A 14,400-nucleotide genomic window follows, 5' to 3' on the forward strand; every position below is an offset into this window, starting at 1 on the left:
CCGTTGCCGACAACGGATCAAATATAGAAATCGAGCTCTTCCTGCCTTTTCAACAGGTCCCGGAGAGTGTACGGGTCCTCTCCGAAGAAGTACAGAAGACCCCAATGGTTTCCGAACGCCGTACGTTTCATCACTTTTTCGGTCAGCGGAGCGGTGAGCTCGTGTGAATCGAAATATTCGTGATCTTCGGTTTCCTCCGGGACCGACAATCGGCTGACCACCCGCCGGCGCGGGTAGACCCCGAAGGTGCCCGCATGACCTTTGGCGTCGACCACCTCCTCCGGGAAGAATTCCGTTATCTCCTCTTCCGTCGTCTTGGGGTCGAACGCGAGCACCAGCCCGTGGTAGGCGTTGAAACCGTACGCCCGCTCCAGCAACTCGAACACCTTGAATCCCGGCGGCCGGTAGGCGACCTCACCGAAATACATCTCGCCGTCACTGGTCACGAAATATTCGGGATGTACGAAACCGAAATCGATATCGAACGTCTTGATGAGCCGTTCCACCTGGCGAGTTATCTCCGGCCGGTACTTCTCCAGTTCCGGGGTCGCCGGGACGAAAACAGAATAGCCGAGTGTCACATATTCCGAAATATTCAGAAATCGGATTCTACCGTCGTGGATCCATGCCTCGACGGCGAATTCCCAACCGTCGAGATGGGATTCCATCAGTACCGGGAATTCGTCGTCGGGGATGGTCTCGATCTCGTCGGGCGTACGGATGACCCGGTGGCCGAGGCAACCGGCCTTGTCGAACGCCTTGATGTGAATGGGGTCGTTGGGGTCGCCGTCGAGTTTCATCAGTGTCTGGTTGACCCGTTTCAGGAAACGGATCACGTCGTCGCGCTCGTGCGCTTCCTCGAAGATTCCCACCCTGATACCGCCGAGCTGTGCGCGCCGCTTCATCAGAGCTTTGTCCCGCAGCAGCATGGCCTGACCGAAGAGCCGCGGGTTGTCCATCAGTACAGAATTTATGGCACCCGCCCATTCGACGGTTTCCTCGAAGATCGGGATTGCGACATCGACACCCATGTCACGCAACGTCTCGGCGATTTCCACCGAACGTTCGTTCAGCCTCTCGAAATTCCAGGGGATATAGGGTATCCCGTGCTCGGCACAGTATCCCTCCGCCCATTCCGGGGCCACCACCACGTAACGCCTGTCGAAACGGTCTATCGCCTCGACCGCATTGAGACTCCACCCCAAAAGCGCTACATACCCCTTGTCCGGGTTTCGTTTTCTCGCGTCCACAGCCGGAACCGACAAAGCCTCTCCCCTCTCAATCCTATTTCGCACCTATCAGATCTCGAGGGCGCAATATCACGGCCGTACACGGAAAACCGCACCGGCACGGAATTCGGGCGGATACTCGACCGAATCCTCAACCAAAATATCGAGACGGATCTGGATCGGACCCCTGTATCGCCCTCATTGTCGGTGAGTACCCAGAAAGCGCGCCATCAAACGGCACCGGGGCGCAGCGGGCCCGCCATCGCGCGTGGCGGGCGCTCGCCCGCGGCCCCGGCCCGCCGCACTCGACGGCGCGGCGAAGCACCGCCGCACGCAGCCGCACCCACCCGGGCTGGCACACTGACCGAACATGCGCGGAATCATTCTGGCGGGCGGCACCGGGTCGCGTTTGCATCCGATCACGCGCGGGGTGAGCAAACAGCTTGTCCCGGTCTACGACAAACCGATGGTCTACTACCCGCTGTCCACTCTCATGCTGGCCGGGATCCGGGACATCCTGGTGATCACCACGCCCGAGGACGCCGAATCCTTCAAGCGCCTACTGGGTGACGGCGCCCAGTTCGGCATCGCGATCGACTACGTCGTACAACCGGTGCCCGACGGCCTGGCCCGGGCTTTCGTACTGGGCGCCGACCATATCGGCGGCGATCCGGCCGCACTGGTGCTGGGCGACAATATCTTCCACGGACCCGGCCTCGGCACCAGTCTGAACCGGTTCGCCGCAATCGACGGCGGCGCCATCTTCGCCTACCGGGTATCCGATCCGACCGCTTACGGCGTGGTCGAATTCGCCGACGGCAAGGCGATTTCCATCGAGGAGAAACCCAAGCTGCCGCGGTCCAACTATGCCGTGCCGGGACTGTATTTCTACGACAACGATGTGGTGGAGATCGCGCGCGGGCTGCGTCCCTCCGCCCGCGGTGAATACGAGATCAGCGATATCAACCGGGCTTATCTGGAGGCGGGCAAACTCCGTGTCGATGTGCTGGCCCGCGGTACCGCCTGGCTGGATACCGGCACCTTCGACTCACTGCTGGACGCGGCCAACTACGTCCGCACCATCGAGGAGCGGCAGGGCCTGAAGATCGGCGTGCCCGAGGAGGTCGCGTGGCGGATGGGTTATATCGACGACGAGCAACTCTGCCTGCTCGCCGACCCGCTCACCCGTTCCGGTTACGGTAAGTACCTGCTCGATCTGCTCGAGCACGGACGAAGTTGGTGAGTTGGTAGATGCGGGTCAGTGAGATGTCGGTCCCCGGCGCCTGGGTTTTCACACCGAGAATCCACGGCGACGACCGGGGCGCCTTCGCCGAGACCTTCCGGGCCTCGGAGTTCGAGAAGGCCACCGGCCGGTCCTTCGATCTGCTGCAGGTCAACACCTCGGTTTCGGCCGCCGGTGTCCTGCGCGGTATCCACTACACCGACAATCCCCCCGGTCAGGCCAAATACGTGACCTGCGGGCGCGGCGCCTTCCTCGACGTCGTCGTCGATCTGCGGCCCGGCTCCCCCACCTTCGGCCGCTGGGACAGCGCGCTGCTCGACGATGTGGAGCGCCGGTCGGTCTTCCTGTCCGAAGGGCTAGGGCACGCGGTGCTGTCACTGCAGGACGAATCGGTCCTCACCTATCTGTGCTCACTCGAGTACAGTCCCGGGCACGACCACGATCTGGATGCCTTCGATCCGGACCTCGCGATCGACTGGCCGGAGACCGGCCGTGACGGGCGGCGGCTCACCTTTCTGCGCTCCCCGAAGGATGCCGCGGCGCCCCGGTTGCGGGACCGCTGAACTACACGGTCGCGCCACGGCCGATCGGGCCCCGCTCGCAGTCGGGTCATGTGGCCGTCCGGTATCGGTGATCTGCCCTACTACCGGCCGCCAGCGCTATTACGGGGAGTACGGAGTTATTTGCGCGACCCCCGGCGGAAACGCCAGAACTGCACCGCCCGCACATCTTCGGAGAGCTGGTTCACCGGTTCGGCCACCGCGGACAGCACCTGGAACAGGTCGTCGGCGAGATCGCTGATGTGTTCCACCCGGGTCGCCAGCCGGGAGGCGTTCACCAGGAATTCCAGGAAGAGACGGACCGCGGCGGCGATCGTCAGCGCGAAAGGCAACGCCAGCAGGGCCGCCAGCACTCCGAGCAACGCCGAGATCCGCCAGGCCAGCACGGTGAGCACCACCGGCACGGTCACCGCGAAGACCAGTCCGAGCAGGTAGACCAGCGGTAGCAACGTCCTGGTGGCGGGCCGGCGGAACTGCACATCCAGGAGCCCGCGGACCGCCTCGGCACCCCAGCGCCGGACCGACCGGGCACCGGCTTCGGGGCCGGGTTCGTCCTCGGCGGCGGCCGCGCCGGCGAAGCGTTGCGCGGCCTCAGCGCGCCAACTGAGCTTCCGCTGGATTCGCCGACCAGGCGAATCCGCAGTATCGTCCTCCTCCGGCGGTCTCACTCCTGCGCCGGCTGTAGGAGGAACCGCCGGCTCAGGTGCTCCGGCCGCCGCCGGACCGGTTCTCGGGGATTCGTCCGCTGCCTCGCCGACCATAACGGAATCCTTCCCGGATTGGGTGCGCGAAGCCAACCAGGATCCCGATGATCGTCCTGTACCAGTTGATATCGACTGCTGCCACAAATGAGAGGAAGCCGACAGTCGAAAAAAATCGCTGGAACGGCGTAACGCCCCGGGCACCCGGCACCGATACGACCCATGAAAGCCGGAGCTTATCTATACCGGGGAATGGAGATGACAGTGCGTACGACGTTTCCGACTTCCGTCTCGGCGGCCGCCAAGTCCGCTGCCGCGCGGGATTACGCCCAGCGTGGCTGGACGGTCGCCGAAACGACCAACGGCCTGTGCCTGATCACCGACGCAGACCTTTCCGCTGTCGAGGTCACCGGGGAGTTGGCCGCGTCGGTCCGCCGGTATCTGCGAGCGAACAACCTGACCGGTCCGGTGATCGAGATCCCGGGCGCCGAGCGCCGGGAGATCCATCTGGTCACCGGGATGCGCAAGGCCGAACGTGCCGTCGAGGCGCTGCGGGCCGCCGGTGCGGTCGTGCACACCGACGGCGACGGTATCCCGTTGCCGCCCACCCACCTCTCGGCCGGTTCGGCCAGCTGGGGCGTGGACCCGGAGGAAGCCCGCTGGATCCCGCCGGTGGTCGCGATCGGCGCCGCCGTCCGGTCCGTGCGTGTCCGCCGGCCGCAGCGGCTGGCCAGCGTCGCCTGCGCCTGAGGCACCGGCCGCGCGCCGCGGCCTCGGTAGCACCCGGCAACCACAGAAACCGACAGCAGTGAGCCCCGGAAGTCTTTCGACGACCGGGGCTCATCGCTATGTGCGGAGGAACTAGCGGATACGGAAGATGACCAGGCGCTGGACCACGAAGTTGATCACCGTGGCCGTGCCCTGCGCGATCACATAGGCCAGCGGGACGCGCCACCACAGCCCCTCGTCGAAGGCGTGGTACAAGACCCAGTTGATGCCCACCTGGACGCAGAAGGTCAGCGCGTAGAGGATCACCACCGCGATGAAACGGGCCCGGCTCGGGGCCGCGTTGAAGGTCCAGCGGCGGTTGATCAGATAAGCGGTCGTGGTGCCGGCGATGAAACCGATCGCCTTGGCCGGGTTCACCGGCAGCCCCGCCACCTCGAGCAGCAGCACATAGAGCCCGAAGTCGACCACGGCCGACAGCGCCCCGGTGACGGCGAACCGCACCAGCTGGGTCACCAGACCGATCTGCGCGCTCCCGGAACCGGCCTCGTCCGGCTCGCGCCCGGCGACGGCCGGCTCCTCGGCCGAGACGGAAACATCCCCGGTGCCGCCCGGCGTCACCCGGGGACTCCGGCTCACTGCGTTGCTTTCAGGGCCCACCGACGGAAATGTACTTGTGCGGAGGCGCCCGTGGGCCCGCGGGTGGGGTGTGGTGTGCGGTTGGCCGTCCATAGACCGGCGACCATTGAGCACTTACAGAGACGTGAACCTACCCAGGCTGATCGAGGCGCAGTCCGCGCACACCTTCCATCTTCTGCGGATGGTCCACATCCGTGGTCGAGGGCGACCATCGAGCACTCACCGAAGTCGCGAACTCACCCGGGCTGATCGAGGCGCGGGTCCGCACACCTTCCATCTACTCCGGATGGTCCACCTCTATGGTCGGGGCCCGCCCCCGGTTCTGGAGCGACGGAGTGAAGGAGCGCGGCGACTGAGCGGCGGAGTGAAGAACCGGGGTCACAGGGCCCCGACCCCGCGGCGCCGAAGGCGCCGCAATCGAACACAGCCTGTAGCCTCTAAGCCGATGTCCACGAAAGCTCCGACCTCGACTCAGGCGTCCGGTACCGAGACCCCGCCGGCCGGCGATCCAGTTAGCGCCGGTACGGGGTTCACGCTACCCACGCGAACCCGGACGCTCACCGGGTGGGCCCGTACGGCGGCCACCACCGCCGAAGTGCTCTCGACGAGCGACCCCGAACTCATCGCCCGCGCGGTCGCCGTGGTCGCCGAGGACAACGACGGCAAACCAGAGCATCTGCGGCGCGGTGTGATCGCCCGCGGGCTCGGCCGCTCCTACGGCGACAATGCGCAGAACGCGGGCGGGCTGGTCATCGATATGACCGCTTTGAACCGGATCCATCGCATCGACCAGGACACCCGGCTGGTGGATGTCGACGGCGGTGTCACGCTCGACCAGCTGATGAAGGCCGCGCTCCCGTTCGGCCTGTGGGTTCCCGTACTGCCGGGCACCCGGCAGGTCACCGTCGGCGGCGCCATCGGCTCCGATATCCACGGTAAGAACCATCACAGCGCGGGCAGCTTCGGTAACCATGTGCGGTCCATCCAGCTGCTCACCGCGGACGGCGAAGTACAGACCATCGGCCCCAAGAAGAACGCCAAGCTGTTCTGGGCCACCATCGGCGGCTGCGGTCTCACCGGCATCATCCTGCGCGCCACCATCGAGATGACGCCGACCGAGACCGCGTACTTCATCGCCGACGGCGATGTGACCTCCGGCCTCGACGAAACCATCGCGTTCCACAGCGACGGCTCCGAGGACAACTACGAGTACAGTTCGGCCTGGTTCGACGCGCTCAGTCCGATGCCCAAACTGGGCCGGGCGGTGATCTCGCGGGGTTCGCTGGCCAAGCTGGACCAGCTGCCGAAGAAGCTGCGCAAGAACCCGCTGGGCTTCACCGGGAAGACGTTCTTGACGTTCCCCGATGTGTTCCCCAACGGTCTGCTCAACAACAAGACGTTCACCCTCGCCACCGAGATCTGGTACCGCAAGGGCGCCACCTACCGGCAGAAGCCGCAGAATCTGACGGCTTTCTACCACCCCCTCGATATGCTCGGCGAATGGAACCGGGCCTACGGGTCGCGCGGCTTCCTGCAGTACCAGTTCGTGGTGCCGCCGGAGGCGGTCGAGGAGTTCAAGCAGATCCTCATCGACATCCAGGCGAGCGGGCACTATTCGTTCCTGAACGTGTTCAAGTACTTCGGCGAGGGCAACCAGGCGCCGCTGAGTTTCCCCATGCCGGGCTGGAACGTCTGCCTGGACTTCCCGATCGCGCCCGGTCTCAACGACTTCGTCACCGAACTGGACCGCCGGGTACTGGAATTCGGCGGACGGCTCTACACCGGTAAGGACTCGCGCACGACCGCCGAGAACTTCCATCAGATGTATCCCCGGATCGACGAGTGGATCAAGGTCCGCCGCAGCGTCGACCCCACAGGCGTTTTCATGTCCGATATGGCGAGAAGGCTGGAGCTTCAGTGATCAACGCGGTAGGCAATCCGCAGTCCATTCTGCTGTTCGGCGGGACCTCGGAAATCGGCCTCGCGATCGTTGCGGAATACCTGAAGAAGGGACCGGCCCGGGTGATCCTGGCCACCCTGCCGGGCGATCCGCTGCGTGATACCGCGGTAGCGCAGACCAAGGCCGCGGGTGCGAGCCAGGTCGATGTGATCGATTTCGATGCGCTCGACACCGACAGCCATCCGAAGGTCGTCGACCAGGCCTTTGCCGATGGGGACGTCGATGTCGCGATCGTCGCGTTCGGACTGCTCGGCAATGCCGAGGAATTGTGGCAGGACCAGCGCAAAGCGGTACAGATCGCGCAGATCAACTACACCGCCGCGGTCTCGGTCGGCGTGCTGACCGGCGAGAAGATGAAGGCGCAGGGCTTCGGCCGGATCATCGCCATGTCCTCGGCGGCCGGCGAGCGGGTGCGCCGCTCCAACTTCGTCTACGGCTCCACCAAGGCCGGGCTGGACGGTTTCTATCTGGGCCTCGGCGAGGCGCTGCGCCCGCACGGTCCCAGGGTGCTGGTGATCCGCCCCGGTCAGGTGCGCACCACCACCACGATCGAGCACTGGAAGGCCACCGGCGCCAAAGAGGCGCCGTTCACGGTCGACAAGGAAGAGGTCGCCGCGCTGGCGGTGGACGCCTCGGAGAAGGGTAAGGAGCTCATCTGGGCACCGGGCGCGTTCCGGTACGTGATGATGATCCTGCGCCATATCCCGCGGGCGATCTTCCGCAGGCTCCCCGTCTAACCCTGCCCGCATCGGCCTGCCCGCATTCAGCGGGCAGGGACGGTGAGCAGTCTCACTCGCATGATGTTCGAGGGCCGTCGCGCACCGATCCGGTGTGCGACGGCCCTCGTCGTAATCGGTACTTCCGGCGGGCCACCGCATGCGATGGCCGCTGCCGCTGTCACACGCGTGTCATTCGCTGGCCCAGCTCGCGGCGCAGCACCTCCTGGGACGGCAGGCGCCCGAGGACGCGCAGTACCGACGGTCGTAGTTCTTTTTGCTCCTCATCGGTGAGCAAGCCGACGAGATCGCGCAGTTCCATATCGTCGAAGGCCGAAGTCATGCGAACAAGCCTACGGGCCGTGCTGCCGTTCGTCATCCATTCGGCAATTCCCTCACGTGGAAATAAACCGATATGTGAGCCACAACACTTGATAGACGAGTCTCGATGTAGCGCAACCTCGTTCAACTCACTTTGATCGGATCGTCGGTGCTCATACCGCCCCGATCCGCCTCGGTGACGGTCGTTTCGGCCGGTACGGCGTCGGGCCGGTACGGGGTGAAACGCTCCAGCGAACCCCAGTCCCGGGCCCAGTCGTCGGATAGATAGGTCGCCACCGAATCGGCTTCCAGCAGTAGCTCGGTCCAGCCGAGCGGGCCGCCACCGATATGGTCCTGCCAGGCGTTCGAGGCGTCGGAACCGACGCGGTCGGGCAGGATCCGCCAGCGCGGCACCTCCGCGACGCCGTGGCTGTGGTCGAACGGCCGCTGGCAACCGAAGGCCAGCCCGACATGCCAGTCCAGCAGCACCGGGTCGGCATGTCCCACAACGGAATCCAGGGTGGCCAGCCGCGGCAGCCGCGGCGGCGTGATGGCCAGCCACTGCCGTGCGGTGATGTCGTTGTCGACGGCCACCAGACGGACCGCGTTCGCTTCCCGGGGCAGCTGGTCCAGGGGTACGCGCAGATTGCGCCAGGACGGGTTGGGGCCGATATCCAGCGGTGTCACCGATCCGAGCACCGTCATGGTGCCGTCGGCCCGGCGCGTCCCGTACTCCACCGTGAGGTCCTGGCCGTAGGTGCGCACGCCGTCGGCGTCCACCGAGGCGATCCGGCCCGCGGCGGTCAGGGCGAGCACCCGGTAGGCCGGATCCGCCCGCATCTCGTCGGTGAGATCCAGGCGGTACCAGCCGGTGGTGAGCTTCGCCTGCTGTTGGTCGCCGGTCCGGTAGCTGCCGAGCACCGGGGTGCGGGCCGGGTCGAGACCGAACGGCAGCGCCACCGTGGAACCGTTGATCCCGGCCTGCACGGACGTGCCGCCACCGGTCCCGGCACCGGTGGTGTCGGTGGTCTTGTTCTCGGTATCGGATTCGACGGAATTCGCACCACCGGAGGTGGTTTCCTCGGCGTCGGCGGTCAGATCCTCGGCCACCCCGGCCGGGGTGAATCCGACGGTCTGCGCCTCGGGGTCGGTGGAGATCAGGCCGTCGGCGGGGTTGCCCTCGTACGGGAGCAACAGGGAATCGGTGGTGTTCGTCTCCACCAGCACATCGTCGGCCAGCCCGCACGGATCACCGGCCAGCGCGCGAACATTCGATTTGGCGACGGAGTAGGCCGGGTACTGCCCGACGGCCGCCTTGGTCAGCGACGCGATCTCGAAGAGCACCAGCAATGCCGCGGCCACCGTGAGCGGTGCCGACGCGTACCGGGCCGGCCGGGCCGGCAGCCCGCCGCGGTAGGGCGCGCGATAGTGCAGCCACAACGCCACCAGCAGCGCGAGCACGGCGAGGCCGAGGAACAGGGTGGACAGACCCTTACCGGCGAGCACCGGCGCCTTGTCCCACCACGGCACACCGTAACTGGACACGTACCACCAGCCGTTGGAGCCGGTGAACGTGACCGCCAGCAGGAACAGCACGGCGGCGGCGAACAGCGCGCGATTGCGCGGTGCCCGGATACCGTTGGTGCCCACCGCGACAGCGGCCAGCGCGGCCAGCGAACCCGCCAGGCCCGCGTAGACGCCGAAGTGATGGGTCCATTTGGTGGGTGTGAACATCATCAGCAGCAGCGAGGCGAACACGATGCCCAGGATCCGCACCGACGGGCCGCGCGAGGTCCCGGGGATCCGGCCCTTGCGCAGCACCTGCAGGACGCACACCAGCAGGCAGAGCAGCATGAGCAGGACCCCGAACCGCCGCGCCAGCGAACCGTCCGGGGAGAGCATGAGCAGCGAATCCCAGCGGGTGCGTTCGTCGAACCAGGCCACATTCGGTCCGACCGCGGTACGGACGCGAGTGGCCTCCAGCACCGTGGACAGGGTCTGATCGGCGAAGATCACCACCAGCACCAGGGTTCCGGCGGCCAGGCCCGGCACAATGAGACTCGCGTACCGCCACAGCGCCTGCGCCCGGGACGCGCCGCCCCGGGCACGCGCGATGATGATCTGCAGTACCGGCCGGGAACCGGCGATCAGCGCGGCGATGCAGATGAGCCCGGTGGGTCCGGCGGCCAGCGAGAAGGCCGCGATGAGTATCGCGATCGCGGCGGGTAGCAGCCGCGCGGTGGCGATCGCGCGTTCGATCGAACACCAGGTGAGCAGTGCACCGGCCGCGATCAGCGGTTCCGGGCGCAGACCGTTGTCGTAGGGCAGCCAGAACGCCAGGAACACCAGGCCCGCGGTCCACAGGACTATCTGATTGCCGCGTACCCGCGCACCCAGCCGGGGCAGCACCTCCCGGCTGATCACCAGCCAGCACACGATTCCGGCCAGCAGCGTGGGCAGCCGCATCCACGGGCTCGACTCCGAGACCCGCGTCATCCAGGCCAGCACCTCATAGGACCAGCCGAACGGCGCTTCCGGCACCCCGAACCAGCGGTAGTAGTTCGCCAGATAGCCGGCTTTGTCCGAGACGCGGGCCATGTTCAGGATGTAGCCGTCGTCGGAGGTGTTGGCCCCGATGATGTGCCAGCCGACGAGTACACCGAGCACCGCGCCGTCGGCGAGCCGGAAACGCCACCAGTGCGCGGGCAGGAAACGGCGGGCGCGGCGGCCGTCGGTGGTGTCGAGTAGATGCAACGCGATCAGGGCGAGCACCGTGAACACCACCGCGCCGACAATCGCGGCCAGCTTGAGCGGAGTCGGGGACGAGGTGAAACGCGAGTCGATATCGGCGTGCAACCGGATACCACCGAGCTGCCCCTGCGGCAGGTCGGTGAACACTCCGACCAGCTGCGGACGGATATCCCGGTCCACCTGAGCACGGAACGGTGTTCCGTCGGCCCGGGTGGTACCGGTCAGTTCCGCGGTGGTCACGGCGGCCGACGAGGTGACGGTCAGGGCCTGGCAGCCGCCCAGTTCGGCGCGCTCGGCGGACAGCAGCGGCACATCGCGCAGCACCACCGACAGGGTGTCGCCGGTCACCGTGACCCGTAGCCCGCGCGCCGACGACTGGCCCGAACCGTCGGGCACCGTCTCCACCACCGTGCCCTCGGCGGTGTTCAGCACCGTACACGGCACGGTGAGGTCCAGCCGCAGCGGCTGATAACTCACCAGCGGCGCCTCCACGCTCGCGGCGCCGGCCTGCGGCCAGTCCAGGGCGGTTCGGTCCTGGCGCACCGGCAGCAGCGGCGCCGCGACGGCCAGTACGAACCCGAGTAGCCCGGATACCAGAGCCAGCAGGCGGATACGGTTCAACGCTCGAGGAGATCGGTCCGGTCGCACGGGGCTCGACTCTAATAGGCGCTGCTGAGCGGAGCTCACCCGCAGACCACGCGCGGCCGGCTCGGCGGCGGAAGGACGCCCGGCCGGACCCGGCGGCAACCGGGTGGCCGGCGGCCGGCGGTTTCGCTCAGCGGTTCACGACGACCAGGGTGAACGGGCCGATATCGGTCACGGTGAAACGCGGGTCGTCGAACAGTTTCGCCGGGAACGCGACGGTGTAGCGACGGACATTCGGGTCGTTCGGGTACACATCGGCGGCCATTCGCAGGGTGTACTCGTCGCCACTGCGACGGAACAGGAACGCGTCGGGCGCGCGCCACGGCACCGCGGCCAGCGCGTCGAGAAGTTCGTCCGGTGTGTTCTCTTCGCTCCACTGCTCGATCGCCGCGGACCGATCCGCGTAATCGGCCAGTGGATTGGCGTAGTGCGAGGTCATGCCCTGGAAACCGAAGTACGGATAGTAGGCGAGGAAGGTGGTGTCGCCGGTGAGCAACACCGTTTCCGAGGGTTCGCGGCCGGTCCGGGCCCGCAGCGCGTCGTCGATGTTGTGGTAGTGCCGGACCGCCGACGGGTCACGCTGGTCGGCGCGCCGGCCGTCCCCGTCGGTATCGGTGTAGGCGGTGGTGATCTCGGGGGCCAGGACGTGGGGAATGTCCTGGCAGTAGGCGAGCGCGCCTACCGTCGCCAGCACGATGGCCACCCAGCGGAACCGTGCCGGTTCGTTGAGCGCCTGGTATACCGCCCGCGCCCCCTCCACGAAACCGAACCCGCCCGCGGCCGCCAGCAGGACCAGCAGCACCGGTTCCAGCCGGAACGACAGCAGCGTGGACCCGGCCGCGGTGGCCAGCATCGACAGCAGCGACCACAGGTACACCGCGACCACGCCGAGGCCGAGCGACTGGGCGCGGCGCGAAGAACTCGCGCGCATCACCAGCCAGATGGTTCCGATCAGGCACAGCGCGCCGAGCAGCGAGAAATGCGCCATGGGAAACGGCAGTTCGGACCCGGCCTCGGGCAGATAGTGGAACGCGCCGCCGGACTGGAATTTCGGCCGCTCCAGCATCCGGGCCAGGAACGGCAGGAACACCGGTAGCGCGATCAGTGCGGCGATCACGCCCATCACGATCAACCGCAGCAGCGGGGCGCCGACAGCCCGTCCGGCGCTACCGACCGGCGCATGCGATTCCCCGGTGTGGACCGCCACCCGGCGCGGGGTCCGGGCCGCGTAGCGCAACCGCAGGCCGAGCCCCGCCGCGACCACCGCCATGAGTACGACGGTGAACACCGCGAAGGCGAAGTACAGGGTGTAGCAGGCGGCCGCGAGCCCCAGGAACAGCCCGGTGCCCAGCACCGCGCCCCAGCCGCCCGCGGTGCGCTCCTCCCCCGCGTCCGCGGTCCGGCCGGTGATCTCGGCGGGGCGATACAGCGCGCCCCAGGCCATCACCAGCACCGGCGGCAGCAGAATCGCGATCACCGCGCCGTAGGCCTCCGGCGCGGCATAGGTGACTGCCACGGCCGTCACCGCGCTGGTGACCCCTACCGCCCAATCCGCCCGGATCAGCTGGGTCCACAGCACCAGCGACACCACCGCGGCCACCGCGATCGATCCGATGGCGTACGGCTTGAACACCTCCCAGCCGTCCATCCCAAGCACATTCGCCACCCGGCCGCCGACCCAGAACCAGCCGGCCGGATAGAACGGCGGCAGATCGGCGTAGGTCATATCGCGCAATGCGGCGCTGTCGGTGAGCCGGGTCAGGTACTCGGTCCGGAACTCCTGGTCCACCGAGATACCGAACAGATACAGCTTGGTGGCCGCCAGCGGCATCCCCAGGGTGACGGTGACGAACGCCGAGACACCGGCCCAGGACAGCAGTTTCGCCGGCCATCGCGAACGCCGCAGTCGCAGTAGGGCGATCGAACCCGCGATGAGCGCCGCGGCGCCCACCTGACCGACAGTGGTCAGCGCCCGCACGACATTGGAGGAGTTGAACGCGGGCCACTCCACCAGGGAGAACGCGACCAGCCCGACGGCGACCACCACCACCGCGACCACCGTCGCGAGCACCGCTTCGCCGACTCCGGCCCCGACCTGACGCACCAACCGCGCGCCGCGACTCGTCGTCATCGGCGTACTTACCTCCGGCTCCCGATCCACCTACTGGGCGTCGGTCAGCCTAGTGCAGGGTTCCCGGTGACCGGCGTCCACACGAACCGCCGACATCTACGGCGTCTGCGAGCGGAACGTCAGGAGCCGGAATCGAATGGCCCTTCGTGCACATTGATCTGCCGGAGTTCGCCCGAGAGCCTGGTCGCGGTGACAAAGTCCGAATCATCGTGCACGACCACCAGACCGTGATGCGCCGCGGTAGCACACACTTGCAGGTCCACTGCCGACAAGCATTGGTGACTGCCTCGCTCGGCCGCGAAGTACTGGACCTTCCCGATCCACTGGCCGGCCCCCTTCGGAACTGTGGCATCTCGGTACAGGGTGTCGAACATTCGGCAGAAGTCCGAATACTCCTTCAGATTTCGCGCCGAGGTCAAGAATTCGCTGCGTTGCGGGTAGCAAGAACGAAACTCGCCGTTGGCAAGAGTTTCCCGCCACCGGTCCAGGACCGTGCGGTCCCGAAGGATGCGCCACAGCGCCGAGGAGTCGACAAGGTAGCCGGTCACCGGCGGAATGCCCTCTTCTCTGCCGTATGGGCGGCTTCAGCCCCTTCGATATCCCAGTCCTGCGCTAGTTCGAAGTAGTAGTCGACAGCGGCCGCGCGACTCATGCGTTGGTTGTACTGCCGCAATGCTTCGGCGACCGCCGCTGTCTTGGTCTTGTGCCCACCCAGTTTTTTGGCGGTCTCCAGCTCCTCATCGTCGATCTCGATGTGGGTTAGCGACATGAGGACCTC

At 66.8% G+C, this 14,400-nt stretch carries 13 protein-coding genes; 5 read left to right on the top strand and 8 right to left on the bottom strand.

Going from position 1 to position 14,400, the window contains the following annotated elements:
• Positions 1 to 17: 17 nt before the first annotated feature.
• Positions 18 to 1,058, bottom strand: a complete 1,041-nt coding sequence (locus AB0H42_RS10185; RefSeq protein ID WP_357052854.1) for a carboxylate--amine ligase — start codon at positions 1,056 to 1,058, stop codon at positions 18 to 20.
• A 541-nt stretch (positions 1,059 to 1,599) separates the two neighbouring features.
• Between AB0H42_RS10185 and rfbA the strand changes: the two genes are divergently transcribed.
• Both rfbA and rfbC read left to right on the top strand, forming a co-directional pair.
• Entirely contained in the window at positions 1,600 to 2,472 is an 873-nt protein-coding gene (gene rfbA / locus AB0H42_RS10190) for a glucose-1-phosphate thymidylyltransferase RfbA (RefSeq protein ID WP_357052690.1), read from the top strand.
• 8 nt (positions 2,473 to 2,480) lie between these two features.
• On the top strand, positions 2,481 to 3,035 hold the full coding sequence (rfbC, locus tag AB0H42_RS10195) for a dTDP-4-dehydrorhamnose 3,5-epimerase (RefSeq protein ID WP_357052693.1): 555 nt from the start codon (positions 2,481 to 2,483) through the stop codon (positions 3,033 to 3,035).
• Between the two features lie 116 nt (positions 3,036 to 3,151).
• Here rfbC and AB0H42_RS10200 read toward each other — a convergent pair whose 3' ends face one another.
• A complete protein-coding gene (locus AB0H42_RS10200) occupies positions 3,152 to 3,700 on the bottom strand; it encodes a DUF4282 domain-containing protein (RefSeq protein ID WP_357052697.1) in 549 nt (182 codons plus the stop codon).
• A gap of 285 nt (positions 3,701 to 3,985) precedes the next feature.
• Here AB0H42_RS10200 and AB0H42_RS10205 point away from each other — a divergent pair, with 285 nt between their 5' ends.
• Positions 3,986 to 4,483: a hypothetical protein gene (locus AB0H42_RS10205; protein ID WP_357052857.1), complete on the top strand. Its 498-nt coding sequence runs from the start codon at positions 3,986 to 3,988 to the stop codon at positions 4,481 to 4,483.
• 111 nt (positions 4,484 to 4,594) lie between these two features.
• On the opposite strand, the gene AB0H42_RS10210 is transcribed toward AB0H42_RS10205, so the two are convergent.
• The gene (locus AB0H42_RS10210) at positions 4,595 to 4,984 is read right to left on the bottom strand and encodes a GtrA family protein (RefSeq protein WP_357052859.1); all 390 of its coding nucleotides are present in this window, start codon (positions 4,982 to 4,984) and stop codon (positions 4,595 to 4,597) included.
• A 559-nt stretch (positions 4,985 to 5,543) separates the two neighbouring features.
• On the opposite strand from AB0H42_RS10210, the gene AB0H42_RS10215 reads away from it, so the two are divergent.
• Positions 5,544 to 7,019 carry an FAD-binding oxidoreductase gene (locus tag AB0H42_RS10215; protein ID WP_030524324.1) on the top strand — a complete coding sequence of 492 codons (1,476 nt, stop codon included), beginning with the start codon at positions 5,544 to 5,546 and terminating at the stop codon, positions 7,017 to 7,019.
• Positions 7,016 to 7,795 (top strand): decaprenylphospho-beta-D-erythro-pentofuranosid-2-ulose 2-reductase, encoded by a 780-nt coding sequence (locus tag AB0H42_RS10220; protein WP_357052700.1) that lies wholly within the window; start codon positions 7,016 to 7,018, stop codon positions 7,793 to 7,795. The genes AB0H42_RS10215 and AB0H42_RS10220 overlap by 4 nt, the downstream gene beginning before the upstream one ends.
• A gap of 160 nt (positions 7,796 to 7,955) precedes the next feature.
• Here the strand turns inward: AB0H42_RS10220 and AB0H42_RS10225 are convergent, their stop codons facing one another.
• The 5 genes from AB0H42_RS10225 to AB0H42_RS10245 all read right to left on the bottom strand — a co-directional run bounded on the left by AB0H42_RS10225 (position 7,956) and on the right by AB0H42_RS10245 (position 14,391).
• On the bottom strand, positions 7,956 to 8,117 hold the full coding sequence (locus AB0H42_RS10225; protein ID WP_169333235.1) for a hypothetical protein: 162 nt from the start codon (positions 8,115 to 8,117) through the stop codon (positions 7,956 to 7,958).
• Positions 8,118 to 8,239: 122 nt separating this feature from the next.
• Positions 8,240 to 11,467 (bottom strand): arabinosyltransferase domain-containing protein, encoded by a 3,228-nt coding sequence (locus tag AB0H42_RS10230; protein WP_357052705.1) that lies wholly within the window; start codon positions 11,465 to 11,467, stop codon positions 8,240 to 8,242.
• Between the two features lie 154 nt (positions 11,468 to 11,621).
• Positions 11,622 to 13,622, bottom strand: coding sequence for a galactan 5-O-arabinofuranosyltransferase (locus tag AB0H42_RS10235; RefSeq protein WP_357052708.1), 2,001 nt, complete (start codon positions 13,620 to 13,622; stop codon positions 11,622 to 11,624).
• 119 nt (positions 13,623 to 13,741) lie between these two features.
• Complete coding sequence (locus tag AB0H42_RS10240; protein WP_357052710.1) at positions 13,742 to 14,170, bottom strand: PIN domain-containing protein; 429 nt, start codon at positions 14,168 to 14,170, stop codon at positions 13,742 to 13,744.
• On the bottom strand, positions 14,167 to 14,391 hold the full coding sequence (locus AB0H42_RS10245; protein WP_357052713.1) for a type II toxin-antitoxin system VapB family antitoxin: 225 nt from the start codon (positions 14,389 to 14,391) through the stop codon (positions 14,167 to 14,169). Before AB0H42_RS10245 ends, AB0H42_RS10240 begins: the two co-directional genes overlap by 4 nt.
• Positions 14,392 to 14,400 lie beyond the last annotated feature (9 nt).

The organism is Nocardia sp. NPDC050799 (genome assembly GCF_040654015.1).
In the GTDB taxonomy this organism is placed as follows: domain Bacteria; phylum Actinomycetota; class Actinomycetes; order Mycobacteriales; family Mycobacteriaceae; genus Nocardia.